General features: G+C 43.7%; 16 protein-coding genes and 1 CRISPR repeat array (1 of these 17 cut by a window edge). All 16 genes read left to right on the top strand.

From position 1 onward, the window contains the following. Positions 1-3,394: a CRISPR direct-repeat array (repeat unit 36 nt; unit sequence GTTTCTCTTTACCTGAGAAGCAAATAGATTGGAAAC) (it extends 517 nt beyond the left edge of the window). Between the two features lie 109 nt (positions 3,395-3,503). The 16 genes from AWQ21_RS15250 to AWQ21_RS15175 all read left to right on the top strand — a co-directional run bounded on the left by AWQ21_RS15250 (position 3,504) and on the right by AWQ21_RS15175 (position 19,468). After that, entirely contained in the window at positions 3,504-3,788 is a 285-nt protein-coding gene (locus tag AWQ21_RS15250; RefSeq protein WP_065715548.1) for a type II toxin-antitoxin system Phd/YefM family antitoxin, read from the top strand. Then, positions 3,778-4,092, top strand: a complete 315-nt coding sequence (locus AWQ21_RS15245) for a Txe/YoeB family addiction module toxin (RefSeq protein WP_065715547.1) — start codon at positions 3,778-3,780, stop codon at positions 4,090-4,092. The genes AWQ21_RS15250 and AWQ21_RS15245 overlap by 11 nt, the downstream gene beginning before the upstream one ends. A gap of 437 nt (positions 4,093-4,529) precedes the next feature. Beyond that, the gene (locus AWQ21_RS15240; protein ID WP_065715546.1) at positions 4,530-4,943 is read left to right on the top strand and encodes a hypothetical protein; all 414 of its coding nucleotides are present in this window, start codon (positions 4,530-4,532) and stop codon (positions 4,941-4,943) included. 72 nt (positions 4,944-5,015) lie between these two features. Next, positions 5,016-5,717 carry a hypothetical protein gene (locus AWQ21_RS15235; RefSeq protein WP_065715545.1) on the top strand — a complete coding sequence of 234 codons (702 nt, stop codon included), beginning with the start codon at positions 5,016-5,018 and terminating at the stop codon, positions 5,715-5,717. A 2-nt stretch (positions 5,718-5,719) separates the two neighbouring features. Continuing rightward, a complete protein-coding gene (locus AWQ21_RS15230; protein WP_065715544.1) occupies positions 5,720-5,944 on the top strand; it encodes a hypothetical protein in 225 nt (74 codons plus the stop codon). Continuing rightward, positions 5,941-6,279: a hypothetical protein gene (locus AWQ21_RS15225; RefSeq protein ID WP_065715543.1), complete on the top strand. Its 339-nt coding sequence runs from the start codon at positions 5,941-5,943 to the stop codon at positions 6,277-6,279. Before AWQ21_RS15230 ends, AWQ21_RS15225 begins: the two co-directional genes overlap by 4 nt. A 296-nt stretch (positions 6,280-6,575) precedes the next feature. Next, complete coding sequence (gene cas10, locus AWQ21_RS15220; RefSeq protein WP_065715542.1) at positions 6,576-9,560, top strand: type III-B CRISPR-associated protein Cas10/Cmr2; 2,985 nt, start codon at positions 6,576-6,578, stop codon at positions 9,558-9,560. Between the two features lie 35 nt (positions 9,561-9,595). After that, on the top strand, positions 9,596-9,952 hold the full coding sequence (locus AWQ21_RS15215) for a four helix bundle protein (protein ID WP_065715541.1): 357 nt from the start codon (positions 9,596-9,598) through the stop codon (positions 9,950-9,952). 36 nt (positions 9,953-9,988) lie between these two features. After that, on the top strand, positions 9,989-11,095 hold the full coding sequence (locus tag AWQ21_RS15210) for a type III-B CRISPR module-associated Cmr3 family protein (RefSeq protein WP_065715540.1): 1,107 nt from the start codon (positions 9,989-9,991) through the stop codon (positions 11,093-11,095). A gap of 109 nt (positions 11,096-11,204) precedes the next feature. Continuing rightward, positions 11,205-12,071: a type III-B CRISPR module RAMP protein Cmr4 gene (cmr4, locus tag AWQ21_RS15205; RefSeq protein WP_065715539.1), complete on the top strand. Its 867-nt coding sequence runs from the start codon at positions 11,205-11,207 to the stop codon at positions 12,069-12,071. 41 nt (positions 12,072-12,112) lie between these two features. Then, positions 12,113-12,496: a hypothetical protein gene (locus AWQ21_RS15200; RefSeq protein ID WP_065715538.1), complete on the top strand. Its 384-nt coding sequence runs from the start codon at positions 12,113-12,115 to the stop codon at positions 12,494-12,496. A gap of 23 nt (positions 12,497-12,519) precedes the next feature. Further along, positions 12,520-14,223: an RAMP superfamily CRISPR-associated protein gene (locus AWQ21_RS15195; protein WP_065715537.1), complete on the top strand. Its 1,704-nt coding sequence runs from the start codon at positions 12,520-12,522 to the stop codon at positions 14,221-14,223. A 24-nt stretch (positions 14,224-14,247) separates the two neighbouring features. Continuing rightward, a complete protein-coding gene (locus AWQ21_RS15190) occupies positions 14,248-15,750 on the top strand; it encodes a hypothetical protein (protein ID WP_065715536.1) in 1,503 nt (500 codons plus the stop codon). A gap of 50 nt (positions 15,751-15,800) precedes the next feature. Further along, positions 15,801-17,861, top strand: coding sequence for a WYL domain-containing protein (locus tag AWQ21_RS15185; protein ID WP_083998094.1), 2,061 nt, complete (start codon positions 15,801-15,803; stop codon positions 17,859-17,861). Between the two features lie 82 nt (positions 17,862-17,943). Continuing rightward, a complete protein-coding gene (locus AWQ21_RS15180) occupies positions 17,944-18,822 on the top strand; it encodes a class I SAM-dependent methyltransferase (RefSeq protein WP_065715534.1) in 879 nt (292 codons plus the stop codon). 31 nt (positions 18,823-18,853) lie between these two features. Beyond that, the gene (locus AWQ21_RS15175) at positions 18,854-19,468 is read left to right on the top strand and encodes an alpha-ketoglutarate-dependent dioxygenase AlkB (protein WP_065715637.1); all 615 of its coding nucleotides are present in this window, start codon (positions 18,854-18,856) and stop codon (positions 19,466-19,468) included. Positions 19,469-19,499 lie beyond the last annotated feature (31 nt).

Here is a 19,499-nt window from a genome sequence, read left to right as displayed (position 1 = left end):
CCAGGCGTTTCTCTTTACCTGAGAAGCAAATAGATTGGAAACGATATAGGCAATGACGTTGGGGTTGTCGCGCAACTTGTTTCTCTTTACCTGAGAAGCAAATAGATTGGAAACTTTTCCAAGGTTTTAAGCTCAGATGCGTTCTTAGCGGCCGTTTCTCTTTACCTGAGAAGCAAATAGATTGGAAACATCCCCACACTGAATCTTTTGAACGCTACACTCACCGAGTTTCTCTTTACCTGAGAAGCAAATAGATTGGAAACCAGACTCCATGTCCTCGGTTGCTGCTTCTAACATCTCGTTTCTCTTTACCTGAGAAGCAAATAGATTGGAAACGCTGACACAGCCTTCTTCAATTATCGCTTAAAGATCTCATGTTTCTCTTTACCTGAGAAGCAAATAGATTGGAAACCATAGCATCCTGCACCCGTTTCCGGGAAACGGCTAACTCCTTGAGTTTCTCTTTACCTGAGAAGCAAATAGATTGGAAACAACCCTTCATCAGTACGAAGGGTTTTGTCAAAGTCCTTCGTTTCTCTTTACCTGAGAAGCAAATAGATTGGAAACCATACTCTTCTTCGGCAAGTCGCCCTATATTGTGAAGGCGTTTCTCTTTACCTGAGAAGCAAATAGATTGGAAACCTGGAGGAAGCACAGGCTCTCAAATCTCAATCTGGCAAGTTGGTTTCTCTTTACCTGAGAAGCAAATAGATTGGAAACGCCCTTGCGCCATTGCTTGCGAGCTTTGGCGTTGACGGTTTCTCTTTACCTGAGAAGCAAATAGATTGGAAACACAGCCCTTTTTGTAGGAGTACCGCTAATCTTGTTTACAGTTTCTCTTTACCTGAGAAGCAAATAGATTGGAAACATTGGAAGAGATCCCGTACTCGAGGTTTCCCCTCCAAAGTTTCTCTTTACCTGAGAAGCAAATAGATTGGAAACTGGTCTAAGCTGTATGACATCTTTAAAGGTCGATTAGTTTCTCTTTACCTGAGAAGCAAATAGATTGGAAACTGTTACGCAACCACTTCCAGCACTCCAAGGTGTCTTGCGTTTCTCTTTACCTGAGAAGCAAATAGATTGGAAACCAGGGTGTCCATGGCAATATTGAGCATTCCCATGGCCCAGTCATAGCGAGTTTCTCTTTACCTGAGAAGCAAATAGATTGGAAACTGGTGTTCAACCCAGTTTGTTAGTGAAGCTACAGAAAGAGGGTTTCTCTTTACCTGAGAAGCAAATAGATTGGAAACCACTCTATTGTGCTGAAGAAGTTGGATCAGTTCGACGTTTCTCTTTACCTGAGAAGCAAATAGATTGGAAACAGTGCGTAAGACCAGCAGTAACTGCAGGAAAGCATCAGGTTTCTCTTTACCTGAGAAGCAAATAGATTGGAAACTGAAGAGAAGGGAGGGTACATATACTCCGGTCACGTTTCTCTTTACCTGAGAAGCAAATAGATTGGAAACAAATTGCACCGTGACATCAAACATCCCCTCTGGTTTGAGTTTCTCTTTACCTGAGAAGCAAATAGATTGGAAACGCTTTTGCCGCTTCGGAGCGGATGGTACGACCCTGCTTCTGTTTCTCTTTACCTGAGAAGCAAATAGATTGGAAACTGTTCAGCCGCTTTAGTCATGATGTCCTCCATCATCTGTTTCTCTTTACCTGAGAAGCAAATAGATTGGAAACTCGCTCTCTTCTTCTTTCCAACTGGCTTCATAAGACACCTCGTTTCTCTTTACCTGAGAAGCAAATAGATTGGAAACCCTCCTTGACCTTGTCCGTCAGGAGCAGCAGCTTCGTGGTTTCTCTTTACCTGAGAAGCAAATAGATTGGAAACTCCACAAGTGTTTGTGGAATGAAGCCTTGTGAACCTTGTTTCTCTTTACCTGAGAAGCAAATAGATTGGAAACTGATGTACCTCTTCGAGACGGTTAATTAATAAGCCCTCCAAGTTTCTCTTTACCTGAGAAGCAAATAGATTGGAAACCTGATTCTCCCCATAGAGAGAGATTTTATGACCAGAGTTTCTCTTTACCTGAGAAGCAAATAGATTGGAAACGCTGTTGACAATGATAGTCTTAAAGGTTAACCCCTCTGTTTCTCTTTACCTGAGAAGCAAATAGATTGGAAACTCGGTACGCTTGCCGTCGTAAATAGCAGCGATAATCAGTTTCTCTTTACCTGAGAAGCAAATAGATTGGAAACGCTAACGACAACATAAACTCCAACTGTCTTGACGCTAATGTTTCTCTTTACCTGAGAAGCAAATAGATTGGAAACTTTGATGAGCAGCATTTGGAACATTTGATCACTTTCTAAATGTTTCTCTTTACCTGAGAAGCAAATAGATTGGAAACCTAATGTCTGGTAAAGTTCCGCAGCGACTCCAAAAGGTTTCTCTTTACCTGAGAAGCAAATAGATTGGAAACGTGGTGGTCGAAATGGGCAGAGTTCACATCCTCATGGTTGTTTCTCTTTACCTGAGAAGCAAATAGATTGGAAACATTGTTTTAATTCCTTGTTTGTTTGTAGTGTGTTACGTTTCTCTTTACCTGAGAAGCAAATAGATTGGAAACTACGCCCTTGCAGCCCTTTCTCCATTTCCATTTCTTTTTCTGTTTCTCTTTACCTGAGAAGCAAATAGATTGGAAACACCATCCCAGTCAGTAGGCGGGAAATATAGCAATGTCGATGTTTCTCTTTACCTGAGAAGCAAATAGATTGGAAACCCCTCAATGATGATCTCATCAACTTCGTTATTGAAGGTTTCTCTTTACCTGAGAAGCAAATAGATTGGAAACTTTGAACCTCCAAGTTCAATTGGTTTGTAAACGGTCATGTTTCTCTTTACCTGAGAAGCAAATAGATTGGAAACCCAAAGATGAAAAATGTCACGGCGGACCATGTAAAGTGGTTTCTCTTTACCTGAGAAGCAAATAGATTGGAAACGCTGCACCGACAGATTGACGGACTAATCTAGGTTTGTTTCTCTTTACCTGAGAAGCAAATAGATTGGAAACGAAAAGAGATTTTTGAAGTTAAACATGGTTAAAATTGTTTCTCTTTACCTGAGAAGCAAATAGATTGGAAACCAGGAGGTTCCGGTTCTCGATCAGCGACACCCAGGAGGTTTCTCTTTACCTGAGAAGCAAATAGATTGGAAACCGCTTTTACGTCACATTGACGGTAGCAGCGAATGCCAACAGTTTCTCTTTACCTGAGAAGCAAATAGATTGGAAACAGGAAGCGGGAATCAGATTAGGTCTTACTTGGTTGCTTCAAGTTTCTCTTTACCTGAGAAGCAAATAGATTGGAAACATGGTGAACAATCCAATCTCGCCCTGGTGGGAGGGGTGTTTCTCTTTACTTGAGAAGCTAATAGATTGAAAGATCAAATTTTGTGTTATGTGCAGAGCACCAAATCAGAATTGTCATGACTGCATCAGCTTAGAAAGAAGCTGTACAATAAATCTGTACAATTCTTTTTTTTTGGCGTCCTAATGCTGATTCACGAAACCACCTATTCCCAAGCCCGCGCTAACCTGGCTAGCATCCTCGATCAAGTCCATGACCAATCCCAAATCATGGTGATCAAGCGACGAAATCAAAAAAATATCGCGCTCATTGCCGAGGAGGAACTGTCTAGCCTCCTCGAATCCGTTTATTTATTGCGATCGCCCGCCAATGCCCAACGGCTTTTTAATGCAATGGAATGGGCCGCAGAGGATCAAGGCGAACCCCAAAGCCTCACAGAACTCAAAGGAGAGTTAGGCATTGAGTCCTAGGAAAAAGAAACCTAAAGACGCGATAAAAAAAGTAGAAAAACGCTTATTTCAACCAGTTTTCAGCCCAGAATTTAAAGATGATCTCGCCTGGTGGTACCGCCAAGACCGCAAAAAAGGAGATAAAATCTTAGACTTGGTGATGGATATCCTCAATGACGATCCCTTTGTGGGTCTCGGCAAACCAGAACCGCTGAAATATATCGCTCCCGATACCTGGTCACGGCGCATCGATTTAGAACATCGCCTCGTTTACCAAATCAAGCAGAACAAAATTTACTTTCTGCAAGCTCGCTATCATTACTAAGAGCCTGTTGATAAAGCCCCCCGGCCCCCAGTTTGGGGGAGATTTTTAGGCAAATTCGTGGGTCAAAGTCCCCCAATTTGCCGGAGCTTTAGTGAGGAGATTTAGGGGGCCGCTCTAGGGATTTATTAACTTCATAAATGACCTCTAAGCCGCCGCCGCGACATACGTTAGATCCAAGTTAGTGGATAGGCGATCGCCCCTTAGATTGTTTTGCACCATAAATCAACAAAAAGAAAATAATTTTACTTACCCCAGAATTCGGCTTTATTGCTGATTAGCTAGAGTTTTGGGGTTTTGCATTAGATATTGGCTTTTGATAGTTTTCCCCGGAGCCTTTCCCTAGGATAAAGACACAGTCAGCAATTCGTCAGCATTCCAGTTGCCCTTGCCGCCGACCACATCAAATATCCCTAGAGAATCCCCAGAGAACAGTCCCCATGGTTGAAACCCAGAAAAAACCCATCTATCTCCCCGGTTATGCCGCCGTGGAACAACCCTTTGGCATCGATCCCCCTAATGTTCACTGTCCCATCTGTGGCCAAGCCACCTTTACGATCACAGCAGATAGCCACAACATGACGCCCTGTGACCATTTGGCCCTGATTTACGTCGGTTCCGTGGGTGAATATGTTTATCAATCCCCTACTTTCCAGGAACGAACTGCTTCCCTGGGGGTGCCAGACCAACCCTTTAAAGAATTTCCGCAGTACCTCAACCAAGCAGGTTATGACAATCAGCTATTGCTGTTAGAAATTACCTATGGCGGGATGGCCTGTGGCCCCATTTGGTACACCGATGTCTATGGCTATGACTACAGCATGATTGGCAAGGAAACTGCTGAGACAGCCTGACTCCCCTGGGCGGCTTGGATACCCAAATTTTAAATTGTTGTCCCTTTTGTGGTGAGAGAGTATCAACCGACTATGTACGAAATTGAACCCGTTGCCCGCGTATTATCAGAAACGACCCTCTATGACACTCCCCCTGTCTTTTCACGGGCCCAGGGCTTGCTGACCCATCAGCTGAATTTTCCAACGCTCAATGAAGAGTTAGTGATTCAACGCATTATCAACAATTACCAGGAGAAAAAGGCCCAGGAACAATCCCTCTGGCGTTGGGGTGGAGCCCTTGTAGGACTCTGTTTAGGACTTGGGGATGGCCTTCAGATTGGCGACATGGTTGGGTCTGCCATTGGTGCCAGTATGGGCAACCTGGTGAGTAACGAATTGAATTTGGCCGACGAAGCAAAACTGCGGGAATTAAATCTGGAATGGGTGAATACTCCCGAATCCTACGTTTACCATCGGCGGCGACATCGGGGTGATGCCCTACGGCGATTATTGATGATTTTGCCCCATCCCAATACTGGCCGACCCTGCGCAAGCTTTGGGGTGCAATTTCCCGATGGTTATGTTGCCCATTTGGGGATCTTACCGAACTTTGATCAGCCCCTGTTCTCAATGGCAGGGAGTGGCTTCGATACAGACTGGGTAAATGAAAAACAAACCTTAGGCATTATCCCCACGGACATTGGCATGAGCTTGCCGGTCGAGCTATGGCGTAGTCAACGCCAAGACAGTGTAATCGCAATTCCCTACCGAGTCCCTCACCATTGCCTGTACTAAACATGGAACATAGTAATCCTCTAACCCATAAACCGACCCTCAACACCATCGAGGATGACCGGTGGCAAGTATTTCAAGCTGATGCTCGCCGCCGTCGCCTCATTGCCCTGGGTGGGACAACGGCGGCGATCGCCACTGGCATATATTTCCAGAGCATCTGGATTTTCCTTACTGGGGAAGCCGGTCTCTGGTTAGCCCTCAGAACTTGGAGAATGTTGAAAAAATGACCTGGCACTATGATGATCTCCCCCCAGAAGAACAAACCTACCTTGATCAAAGGTTTACAGCCCATGGCCTCGATCCAGAACTAGCCTATGACTATTTGATCCCCGATGTGGTTAAAGCCCAAGGGCCCGATGCCATTGAAGCCTTTATGCGCCAAAAGGACATCTCCCATATCTATCCCCAAAGTGATTATCCAGAATTGGCTGATCAACTAAATAATGTCTTTTTAGAAGACCCGGATCTCAATGCTGCCCGGGGCGATCGCCTGGCTACACCCGATGAAGTATGGGCTGCCCATCAAGATAATTTAGCCGACGCCTGGGAGCTGTTCGGTTAACCATATAGGGGATTTTTAGCAGTATCGCGTCTAGCCTTTGGTAAAGCTTGGTCAAATTATGTAACCAAAAAGCCAATATTTTTAATAAAGCTTCATTACGGGCTTGAATATATTGAAAATCAACACTTTGACCCCTGCAATGCCCGCAATATTAAGAATTAATAATGAATAAATGACTTGTTTTTAAAATAACAATTAGCTAAAACAATAATATTGTCTTTTTAAAACTTTCCAAAATTTTTTTCCGAAAATCACACCACAACGCCCCCTAGACCTATACGAGGAGATTTAAACGAGTGGCAGGTAAAGCATATTGGCAGGCAAAAATTTGGGGTCTACTTCATGATCCCGCCCTCAAAGCACTCTATGGGAATCCGGGGCGTGGCAAAGAAGGGTTATGGGAAAAGCTTGCTTGTATGGAAGGCTGGGCTTCTCCGAAATCGAGCGAGGAAAAACAAGCATCTGAGCTTAGTGGCACATGGTTAGATCATGTCGGCTTATGTGATCTCATTTCTTCCGCCAGCGATCGCGGCATTATCCACTACATCCGCACAGCCGTAGACTACGGTGCAGAAGGTCTAGAGTTATCGCACCTATTGTCTGGGGAGAAATTGCCCCTCCGACTCCAAAACCACGCTGAAATCCTTGGGCAGAGCAGCAGAAAAACTTACCTAGAACAGACCGAAGCCGATCTCATTGACCAAATGCCCGCTGAAATTCGTGACGATCCTGAAGCTGCCCAGGCTTGTTTCTGGTGGCTATGGCGTTGTTTACCCCAAGCTGTCGCTGATAAATTTGGCGCAGCAAGTTTTCTAATGCCCGCCGAAACTCGCTTACCCGACGGTTCGATCTGGAGTCATGCCAGTATGACCGCTGCCTTAGCCGGAGCCTTAGCGGGATACGATACCGAGTTAGACGATATCCCAAAAGGTGCTCAAAATACCCCGAAATCTCACCCTTATCTGGCGGTGTTTACCTTTAGTCCCGTCCAAGAACTAATTAAAGCCAGTCGTAAAATGAAGGACTTTTGGGCGGGGTCATGGATTTTGCATTATCTTTCTGCGAAAGTCTGCTGGCGATTGGCTCACAAATACGGCGCAGATTGTTTTCTCTATCCCAGTCTTTATGGCCAACCGCTAATTGATCATTGGCTATTGCAAAAACATTCAGAATTTGGGGACTGGATCCAGCCACCCGATGACCGTCAACTGCTCACTGCCGGATTTCCCAACGTCATCATGTTGGTGTTACCGGAAGCCCAAGTAGCTGCAGCAATGCAATCAGCAAAGAATTTTTTACTTGATGCATGGCGCGAAATTGCGAAGGAAGTCCTGGCAGAATTGCAAGGCGATCGCCGTTGGCAAAGAGATCTCCAGGAGAGTGATCCCAGTTGGCAAGGTTGGCTGGATGCCCAGTGGCAAACCTATTGGAGTGCGGTGGCGATCGGTGCTAAAAATAGCAGCTTTAAGAGTGTTGGTATTCCCGCACCAAAAGAAAAAGAACAAAAATTAGAAGATTGGATTAAGGCGCAAAATGATGCCTTCAATGGCAACCTTTTCACGGATGCTGAACGGGACTTTTTTGAGAAAGCAACTGCGCAATTTATCGAACAACGCAATCGTAATTATGCAGGCAGCTTAAATGCCGGATCATGGTGGGCCGATATTTTTGGCCAGACCCGCCTTGCTCTCAATACCGTTAAAAATGCCCGTAACTGGAAACTTCCGACCGCTTTTGGCACCCGCTCTACGATCTCTGGCTTGGGGCCCGTCGTCCATCCCCAAGGCAATGGCCAACATCGTGATTGGCTCACTGAGGGGGAAGCGCAACATTATTGGCAACGGGATGCAGGCTTGTTTGATGGGATCGAGCAACTCAACGCCACTGAAACTGTTAAGCGCGGTTTAGAAAAAGTTTTACCCAAACTATTGGATCGAGATCCGACCGAATTAAAGGCTTATTATCCTGATTTAACCGTCGGCGTTGCGGGTTACCTCAAAACCCAAAGTGAGAAAAATGGAGAAGCTTTAAATCAATATCAAGATGCTTGTCGTGCGATTAGGACAAAAATTACGGCAGACCACCATGAAATCGCGAATTTTGTCCGGCAAGAGTGGGGCATTCCATGGATTGATGAGACTCATGATCCGTTATTTGAGAATTTGCCCCATCCAAGACTATTAAATGCAGGCTGGCTCGTAGAGGAGTTAGAAAACCTCGATAAGGAAGCTCAAAAAGTTTATCGTCAGGATCTACAGAACGAAATTCAGAAATTCTATCCCCAAAATAATCCCGCCAGTTGGTATGCGATCGCCGCTGGAGATGGCGACGGGATGAGTGATTGGTTGAAGGGAACCAAAATGGAGGCTTATGAGAAATATTTTGCTTCAGAATTATTGAACAAATTAGAAGATAAGAAGGGAGAAGATAAGACGTTTTATCAATTATTTGAAAAGTTTAGCCAGGTCACAAAACGGATGGGGCCAGCAACTCACAATGCGTTGAGCCGTGCCCTCCTCGACTTTTCCAATAAACTTGCCCCCTACCTCACCGAAGAACGCTATGCCGGACGGTTAATTTACAGCGGCGGTGATGATGTCCTGGCTTATACAAATCTGTGGGAATGGGATAAATGGCTCTGGGATATCCGCCAAGCCTTTCGGGGAGCTGAGGATGATCAAGCAGAGTTTGAGCGTACAGGTGATTATTGGCAGTATCAAGGCAACCACGACAACCTTGATCGCCCCCTCTTTACGATGGGTAAAAATGCAACTATTAGTTTTGGTTTAGTCATTGCCCACCATTCTGTCCCTTTGGCGATCGCCCTCGAAAATCTCTGGGAAGCAGAAGAAGGAGCCAAAGATCATGAGTATGAAGATTTCACCCTAGAAGGTAAGGAGAGCAGGAAAAAGAAAGATGCGGTGCAGTTGCGGGTGATCTATGGCAATGGCAATATCCTCAAAGCCACCTGTAAATTCGAGACTTTCCGAGCTTGGCAACAACTCTTAGAAATCACAGGTCTGGAAGCTTCAACCTTTGAAACGGCGGCAACCCTTTTAGAACAGCATCCTATTCCGACTTCAGTGGCGATCGCCCCATGGGTCAGTGCTTTTGTGGAGCGGCGTAGCAACCTGAATGAAGATCAAAAAACTTTTTTACGATCACGCCTAACCGAATTCCTAATTTGCCTCTGGAATACAACCAACTCCAAAGAGAGGGAAAAAGAAGCCAAAAACTGGCTCAAAGCGGCAGCATTTAATTTACGGAATAGAAGAATTTGAGGAGATAAGAATTTGAGGAGATAAGGAGATAGGTAATGGCAAGTCAATCTTTTGAAGATTTAGTGGTTTGGCAAAAATTCCATCAGTTTGTTTTAGGTGTTTATCAATTAAGTCAACAATTCCCAAAACAAGAAAATTATGGTTTAACCTCCCAACTTAGAAGAGCAGCCGTATCTATTCCCGCCAATATTGCTGAAGGATATAAACGACGAACAAAACCAGACAAAGCTCGATTTTTTAATATCGCCCAAGCCTCGCTAGAAGAATGTCGCTATTACCTAATTCTTGCCCATGATCTTCACTATGCAGATACCACTAATCTCAAAAAACAACTCGAAGAAGCCAGCAAACTTCTAAATTCTTATACCTATAAACTCACCCAATCCCCCTAACTTCTCTATCTCCTTACCTCCTAATCTCCTAATCCTATGTACTGGTACACCCTCACTCCCCTCGATATTCTGCTCCTCCGCGATGCTAAACCCTTTACCCCTGGTGAACGGGCCTGGGCTGGCAGCGTTTTTCCACCGAATGGTCATACCCTTGCCGGGGCAATCCGTAGCCTCCTACCCCAAGGTCAACAATTAAGTCTGATCGGGAGTTTATTCAGTTACAAGGAAACGCTGTATTTCCCCCGACCCCTCGGTTTTGTGGGCAGTAAACCTCTCTATCCTCTCAGTTGGCATTTGGAAAGGAGTTCCCTAAAAACTCAAATGCTCTGGGATAAATCCCAACCCGCTCCCCTGTCTACTCTGGAGCCGCCTCCATCAGAAAACGAACAGAAGGAAACAGAAAAACAATATCGTTCTTGGCTGCCTGCTACTGTCATCGACACTTATTTAAAAACGGGAAACATTACCGATGATGCTTGGTTACGAGATGAAACTATCGAGGGGGAAAAACAACCCTGGGAAGTAGAGAGTCGCCCCCATAATTCTATTGAATCTGGCACGCGTCAGGTCAAGGATGCAGATGGTTATTTCGTGGAAAATGGCATTCGCTTGAAAAAGGGCTGGAGTTTGGCGATCGCCCTCGATGCTGCTACCCATAATCACCTGCAATCCCTGACTGCTCCTTTAACAGTTCGATTAGGCGGGGAAGGACATCGAGTCATTCTCGAACATTCCCCTAAACTCGATCAACAATGGCAAACCATACACAATACTTCTGAGCAGAATTTACAGAAACAGGGAAAGGCGATCGCCTACTTGATCACCCCCGGCATTTTTGAGCGACCCCACAAAGGACAAGCCACCTGTCGCCCCTACCCCTGGGAATGGAAACTCAGCCATAACGATGGCGGTCACTTTGTCAGCCTCGCCACCGAAAAGGCCATTCCGATTAGCCCTCGCATTCAACTCGATAAAGATGGCAAAAAAAGTAGTATTCCTGCCCCCCAAGTTTTTGCCTCTCCCCCCGGAACTCTCTATTACCTAGACCAACCCCAAACACCTAATCATCCCCGTACCCAAAGGAACCGAGACCTTGGTTATTCCCATCTTCTCTGGGTGAACTACTCAGAAAGTAAAAATTGAAGAAATAAAGGCCAAGCACAACCTTCTGGTTCCTAAATTTTTTCTTATACCTTCCCTGCTCCTCACCGAGCCACCACTAGATTGACTACTAACCTTACCGTCACTAAAAATGTTTGATTTTCGACTCGGTTATCTTTATAGTCTCGCTCCCATTCACTGCGGTGGAGAGGGCGATCTCGGTAATATTCTTGATATTGTTCGAGAAGCTCATACTGATTTTCCCTATATTCCCGGCTCATCTCTGCGAGGCAGTATTCGTAATGAGCTAGCAGTTTTAGATTTTAGTGCTGCCGATACTCTTTTTGGCAAAGAGTTAAGCGGAGAAGGTCAAATGGGTGTTCACCAAGTATGGTTTGGTGATGCTCGTCTTCTCTGGGTTCCTATGCGCACAATGTCTCTCAATGGTCAGCAAGATGTTTTTACATGGGTTAGTTGTCATTCCTTAATCCGAGATCATGCTATTTGTGCTCAAACAACCTATCCTAGTTTCCCTAACCATGCTGTGGGAACAAGAAGTGGCACATTTATTGTTGCTGATGCGCAGATCAATGTTTCATCAATGAATGACGACCAAAAAAAGATTTGTAACTTAGCGACTAAGTTTCCAGAACGACTAGGTAAGGCTGTTCAGCAAACATGGCAAGACAATCGTGTTGTGTTGTCTGACAGTGACTTTTACACATTGATGGAACATTCCTTGTGGACGCAAATTCGTAACAAAATTCAAGACTCTGATGATGGTGCTAACCGAGAAGGTTCTGCTGAAGTCTTTTGGACAGATATCTGTATTCCAAGAGATACGGTTTTTTATTTTTCTTGGGGCTATAATCCGCTGCAAAATAATTCTTTGACCCAGCAACATCATCAACAGTTACTCGACATTATTCAAGGTCTGATACAGGTTGGCGGTCAAGCAAATGTTGGTCGTGGTTGGTTGCAAGCATGGGTAGCTAAAGATGCTTCTCCTGTGCAATAGCCGACATTTTAAACATTTGAATACTACAAGGAGATCAACAAATGTCTGCAATGAGTCTTAAAGCCTATGATCACATTCAAGGCTATTTAGCAGATCGTCACCAAACCACTATTAACCAAGAAGATTTAAACGCTATTTTGCGCCTATCTCAACACTTGCGTATCTTTGGTTTATTGTCTGCCGTAGGTTATATCAATCAACAAAATGCTCAAGGAGGTCAAGTTAGAGAACGTACTGTGCCCGCTTGGAAGAGTCTCTTAATTCAGCAACTTGGGCTGAATCCTGATTTTACTCAGCGAGCTTTAATGGATCATGTCATTGAGTTACAAAGAAATCAACCAGCGCAATATTTAGCACAGTGGCGACAAGCAATGGTGATGAGTAAACACTGGAATTTTTGGGCAAGAGCTTGTGCGAATGACTAACTAAAGAGACGAGATTTTCTACTATGTATACACAAACTTTGTTGACAGATTTGTTAGCGGAACAACACCAACAGCGAGGACAAACTGGCTTGTTTAAAAAGGGAATTTTTACCCTGTCTGAACGGGCAAAAGTTGGATCGTTCCCCCACCCAGATGTGGAAACCCTTGTCTCGGCAGGAGAACCCTGTGGAAACTGGAAACCTACTCAAGGTCGTCCAGAGGACAAGCGTAATGTGAATGAAAATTTACAGCGTTTGGCAACGTTACCCCTCAATGGCTATATTCCCGGCTCTTCCATTCGGGGTTTAGTCCGGTCATGGGCGAAACAACATCCTGATATTTATCCTCAGATGATGGCATTGTTAGGCGAACAAACAGGCAATGAAATCAGATCTGGCAAAATCGAGTTTTTAGACGCTTGGCCACTACAACCCACACGTTTAACTCTGGATATTGTTAACCCCCAAGAAGATTTTCAGGTTTTACATCAAGGGCAAGGTACCCCTCTTTCCCATTACACTCTTGGTGATGGTGAACTGATTCAGTTTGAGGTTGCGATCCGAGGGATTCCGCATCGGGCAACACTGGAGGATGTCGCAACAGTTTGGGGTTGGGTTGAGCAAGCTCTCACCCTATCTGGTATCGGTAGTCGGACTGCTTCGGGTTATGGGGTGGTAGAGCGGGACGATGTTACACCCAAATCTCTACCAAACTATTCTAAGAAAGTCCTCAGTTTTGATCTGTTTAGTCAGGGTTGTTATGGTGCCTCAACCCAAATAGGAACAGAGGAGTTACGACCATCCCACTGGCGAGGCTGGCTGCGCTCTTGGACACTAAGATTTCTATTGGGTGTGATGCCCCAAGAAAATGCTCAAAAGACTTTAGCAGAGTTGTTTGGTGCGATTGAGCCACAAACTTATAAAGGTTGTGTTTCCATTAAGATGAAACCGGGTAATATCTGGGGCGATCGTAGTTCTAATCAGCCTCGATTTTTCCGCTGGTCAGGCAAACTAGAAATCCACGCACCAAGAGATATTCTGCCAATTATCTTGCCTATTGTGCGAGTTGCAGCCAGTGTTGGTGGTGTTGGTCGAGGTTGGCGCAGACCCCTCCATATTTTCCTGATGAACAACAATCGTCCTGCGGCTCGAGGTTCTTTTTTGAAACTAACTCACCGTCGCCAAGATCAAGCTTCTGGTCAATGGAAAACACAGAAATATTTATTACCCCCCCATCAACCTCAGACTTGGCAGAATATTTATCAAAGTTGGTTGGATAAAGTACGCGACAAATGGGGTGAGCGCCTGCAAATTGGCGTGAATGATCACCTTGAGGCAGAAGTTTTCTCGCCTACCACTTGTTCTGTATATTTGCTGCCGGGTCCCGATGCTGAACCTGTAGATTTTCAAGATTTAAAATGGCAGGAGCAGCGGGCAGTTGAAACCCGTGGTGATGCTATGTATCTGATGTATCAAGAAAATCGTCCACGTAACTATAAACGTAATCCCGCTTTGGGTGGTAGTGCTGGAGGGGGTGGCGCACATTGTTCGTGGGTCTCTATTCGTCGCTATGGCTTTCCACATCCTAATCAGGAGATACGAACAGCTTGTACAGAAGTTGCTTGTCTTTTTCTAGGGGGAGCGCAAAATCAACAAAATCATGTCAGATCTAGATTTTTGCGTGATTTGCAAAGGGCTGAAGGCAGTATTCATTTATTTGGCAGATAAATTATCAGCAGATATTGGTAAACAATGGATATTTTAATTATTACGGTTGGAACACGTCAGATTGGCTGGCAATGTAAAGATGGCATAATTCGTTGTTTTGGAGTTGATGGTAATCAAAACTATCCACCTCATATTGACGAACTATATGCTGAATTAAATATTGAGCGTGGTAGCCATGAAGCTGGCGTAAATTGGGGCGTGCGCCATCTTGGCGAAGCCTATTATCAGCATTGTCAACAGAATCTTGGAAGAGATTTTAGTGCAGTTCAACTACTCATGGATGGAAAAATTATCCGTGATTTAGCTGAACAAGGACTACAAACAATTATCCTCTGGGCAACCAATCAGCCGGAAAGTATACCGTGGAGATATCGCTCATCAGATACGCTTTGGCTAGCTCGTTTGATGCAACAAAAAATTAAAGCAGATTTTCCTAATCTTCAGGTTGATGTCATTGATACTGAACTCAATATTTCTGATACGCAAAAGGTCTATGAAGAGCTGCAGGAGATCGTCTTGCCGTTAGCCCTTGAACAAATTAATGATTCTCGTCACAATCCGAATCTGAAAGTTGCTATACAAACGAAGGGCTGTGCTCCGGCGATCGCCAATGCTGTGGACATTTTTTCAGGCACATTAGTGAGGCAGTTTCAACTTTTTAAAGTTACACCAGAAGAACCTGCTAACAACTACAGAAATGGGAGCGCAAAGTTTGCTCAAAAAGTAGAAATAATTACAGTTAGTGAGTACTTCTGGCTACTGGAGAAAAAGCGTATTGAAGGAGCATGGGATCGGGGAGATTTTGCTGAGGCACAAACTTGGTTGACAGCTCACCAAAGTAAGCTTTTAAGCTTGCATGAGCTAGCTGAATTGCTAAACCTGGCACGAAATCGAGAGGTTGCTCAAATTTTTAATAATAGACATTTAGGCCGGTGGCTAGCAGATGAGTCTACTGTGGCGATCGCTGGTAGCGTTAAATGTGATATCTGGAAAAAAAAGAGACAAGAAATTAACCAAGATCTGTTTAAAAAACTATGGGAAAATACTTTTCTTATCAAGATTGATTTACGGCTTAACTATCTAACATCAGCTTTCTTTAGCTTTGCTCAGCTCATCGAGCAACTGTTATTTCTTCGAGCTCAACAAGACAACTGGATTGAGCGTTATATTGAAGTGCCAAACGATTGGAATTCTCAACAGAGAATGTATGATCCCAACTTAAAACAATTAATTGATGCTCTAGAGAAAACATTACCAAATAACAATGAATCAAGGTACAAGATTAATATCCTCCATGAAATTAGGAAGTCAAGAAATGATTTAGTCCATCAAAATATGCCGATTGTAATCAATAGCTATGCACAAATTATTGATTTGGATCGAAATAAAGCCAATCAAGCTTCTGTATATAATCAATGTATTGAAGTCTTAAGCTGGATTTTGAAAGATAGAGAACAAAAAAAAGAATCAACATTACTTGAATCCTTACACCTATGGGGTCTTGAAATGATTAAAAAAGTTAAATGATATCTAAAGTTTTTATAATCTAAGACTTACATTTTTTTTAGGCTTACATCGTGTTTATTTTAATAGGGGCACCGGCATCAGGAAAAACTTGCATTGGTGGATATTGTATTTCTAAAAACAAAAACTATAATTTAATATCTACAGACAATCTACGAAATCAACTATTCGGCAACGAAAATACCCAAGGAGATTGGAATTTAATTGAAAAAGAAATATTTAATCAAATCACAGAAGGATTAAAACAAAAACAGAATATTATTTATGATGCCACCAATGCCAAACGAGCGTGGCGAATTTCCTTGATCCAAAAACTTAGAGAATCCATAGACCCAAATATAGAGATTGTGGGTTGGCATCTGAAGACTCCTTTAGCAGTCTGTAAAACTTGGAATAGTGAGCGTTCCCGACAAGTCCCAGAGGAAGTGATCGAAGAATATTACCAAGCCCTCAAACAATTCCCACCCATTGCTGCAGAAGGATTTACCGCCGTCTACGATGTGCCCTACAAAGACGGAGCATTAGATCTGAGCGTTTTTGATAAAAAATTAGGCCAACTCAGCAAAACCCAAATCAATCGTCGTAATCGCACCAAGCACCGAAAAATTGAATACCATCAATATTCCCGCTTACTAGATTTTGAGCGGTTAATGTACCTGATTAGCCTACTCATTCAATATCCTGGCCTCGGTAACCTTCAGCAGACTGACCCAGAACTATTAACCAAAATCCTAGGAGAAACCCAAGCCTTTACCCAATCCACCGCAGAGATCGCCGCCGTCCTTAGTCAGACCCAACACCCAATTTATGCAGACCCTAAAGCGATCCAAAAAGATCTAGAGTGGTTGACCAATAATCACATCATTGGTCAGGCTGAAATTCACGGTGACTTACAACTAGAAACCATTGAACTAGCAGACAACGAGCCTACCCATCCCTACTCAGACCGTGAACCCTTCACCCGTCTCATTAATACCATTCGCTTCATCGTCAAAAACCCCTTTCTCTACGATTCGACATTGGGTAGCCTAGGAACCCTAATCGAAGCAATGGAGAGTCAAAACATAGTTCAATTCGGGTCTTCCAACAGTATCCGCAAAGATATCGAAAAGATCCTTAAACCCTATGGCATCTTACCCAACCGACCGATGAAAAAAGGCTATTGCATTGGCACAGGAATCCTATCAGAGAATGACCTATTACAGGTCTACCAGTTGCTCCAATCCCAAGTACAAAACCTAGAAGATCCCCTCGCCCTAGAACTTTATCAACGATTTCAAGAACGCCTAGGCAACTTGGGGCAGTCACCCCGAAGTCCCTACCCAGTGCTAGCAATCCATAACCGTAACATCGTGGACTTAAGCCAACTATCCACCACAGCCCTCCCTGCAAGAATCCAAGACGTAGAACGAGCCATTAGTACAGGCAGAGCCCTGGAACTAAGCCGAATGCTCAATAGCGGACGCTTTGCAAATACCCCAAACCCAGAAGGTGTATTTATGGCCTATCCCATCCAAATCGTCTTCTATGACATTGCTTGGTATTTAGGATTTGAAATCCTCGAAGGAGAACAAGCCGGTCTTCTGTCTTTTGAGCGCATTGATCGCCTGCGACTAGTGCGAGAACTGCCCCAACAACGTCCTAAAGGAGAACGAGACTTAGCCCTGAAAAAACTAACACAGCTCATCCAGAGTAGTGGCAGCATTTTTATTGGGAATAAAGTTGATGATCAGAAAAAGTACCTGAGCAAAGAAAAAGGCAGCAAGAAAACCGTTGAAATTAAAGTTGAACTGCTGTGCACAGAGCCAATCTTCCGTTTTATCAGCGAAGGGAACCAGCGTTTTCCAAAGAGTCAGATGAAGATGTCTACCCGGATCAGTGGTTCCCCAGCTCACAGAAAGCAAGCACCCTATACCTTGCCACCATCATCCGATCAAACACATCCCCACCGTTTTCAGGTGACCTTACCCAAGTGGGCCTTGAATGACATCAACCTACTGCGTTGGATTGTGGGCTTTGGCGAGCAAGTGAAGGTCGTAAATCCCCGAGAATTAGTCGAGATCGTTAAAAAGCACGGAGAAGGAATCGTCAAAACCTATGACATAACAGCATAAATTCGTCATTCGCATCAAACTACCTGACATCCCATTTTTCCGCCCCTAAACTGCAAACAGTCGATGGAAGGGAGACGGAAAGATGAAACTGAATCAGGCAATGAAGACGGTAATTGACGCGACCATTGCGAAGCAATACGAGCAACAAAGCACCTGTGACGTGTGGCAAAAAACAGTGATGTGTAGAGGTGATTATGCTCAGCGTAAACTGATCCTACGTCAGGGTAAAGCAGACTTTATGGCTGGAGAAGCAGGGTTGAGTCCATTACAGACGGTCATCCTATATTGTCGCCACTATATGCAGATGCACCTAGCCAGTAGCCGCTACCTGTTTAAGCTATTCAGCATGGCAAAATCAACCGTTGACTACCCTTTACATACCGACGGGGTAACAATGATTGACTTTGGTTGTGGCCCCATGACCTCTGGTCTGGCCTTAGCTACTCATATCCAGGAGCTCCATCAGAAAAAAGCCACCATCAACTACATCGGCATCGACCACTCAGCCGCCATGCTAGAAATGGCAGCAGTCTTTAGCGATCGCCGAGAACTCTTTACCACTGCCTCTAATTTTCAGTTCCAGCAAAAGTGCCATCATGCAGAAGAGCTCATTGAAATGATCAATCACCTGGAAAAGGACGGCCCAAAATCCACCATCATCCTCAACTTTTCCTACCTATTTGCGAGTGAGACCTTAGACCACAAGCAGTTAGCCCATACCATTAATGGAATACTGAAATATTTCGGAGAAAGAAAGATTGTTTTTTTCTTTCAAAATCCCCCAGGAGATTACTTAAATAAAAAATGGATTCTCTTCAAAGAAGAGTTAGCTTTTAATCTGGAAAGTACCACAAACCAGATTTTGGTACCTTACTATGAATATCAATTTTTCAAAATAAATAAAGTAGATGTGCCAAAACGAGCGATAAATCTATACTACGAAATCCTAAGAAATTACTAAATCTAACAAATTTAAAATGGGGGATAACAATATGAATTCTAACTTTAATAATCAGCAATTAGAGTTGTTTGCATCGGTCACAATCAACGAGCCTCAAATACCAGGATTACAATATATCGAAGAATTTATTGATAAACAGACAGAACAAGAACTTTTAAACCTAATCGATCGACAAAGATGGTTGATGGATTTAAAGCGTCGCGTCCAGCACTATGGATATAAATATGATTATAGAACTAAGAAAATTGATTATTCGATGTACCTGGGCATTCTACCTGATTGGTTATTTCCCATCATTGAGCAAATGGTTTCTTTAAACTTAATCTCTGAGCTTCCAGATCAGGCAATTGTGAATGAATATCTCCCTGGTCAAGGAATTACATCTCATGTTGACTGTAAGCCCTGTTTTACAGATACGATTATCTCTCTGAGTTTAAACTCACCCTGCGTGATGAATTTTGACTGTATTGTTAATAGTGAGCGGCAATCAAAATTACTCAAACCTAGAAGTTTAGTCATATTACAAGGAGAATCTCGATATCTCTGGAAACATGGCATTCCACCCCGTAAAAGTGACCAGTGGAAAAATCAGAAGATCATGCGCGAGCGCCGCATATCCATCACCTTTAGGAAAGTGATTATTTAGAGCATATTTTCACTTAATATATCATTGATTT

Origin of the sequence: Picosynechococcus sp. PCC 7003 (genome assembly GCF_001693255.1) — a bacterium.
Classification (GTDB): domain Bacteria; phylum Cyanobacteriota; class Cyanobacteriia; order Cyanobacteriales; family MRBY01; genus MRBY01.
Note: the sequence above shows the minus strand (reverse complement) of the source record. Positions and strands in the feature narration are given on the sequence as shown.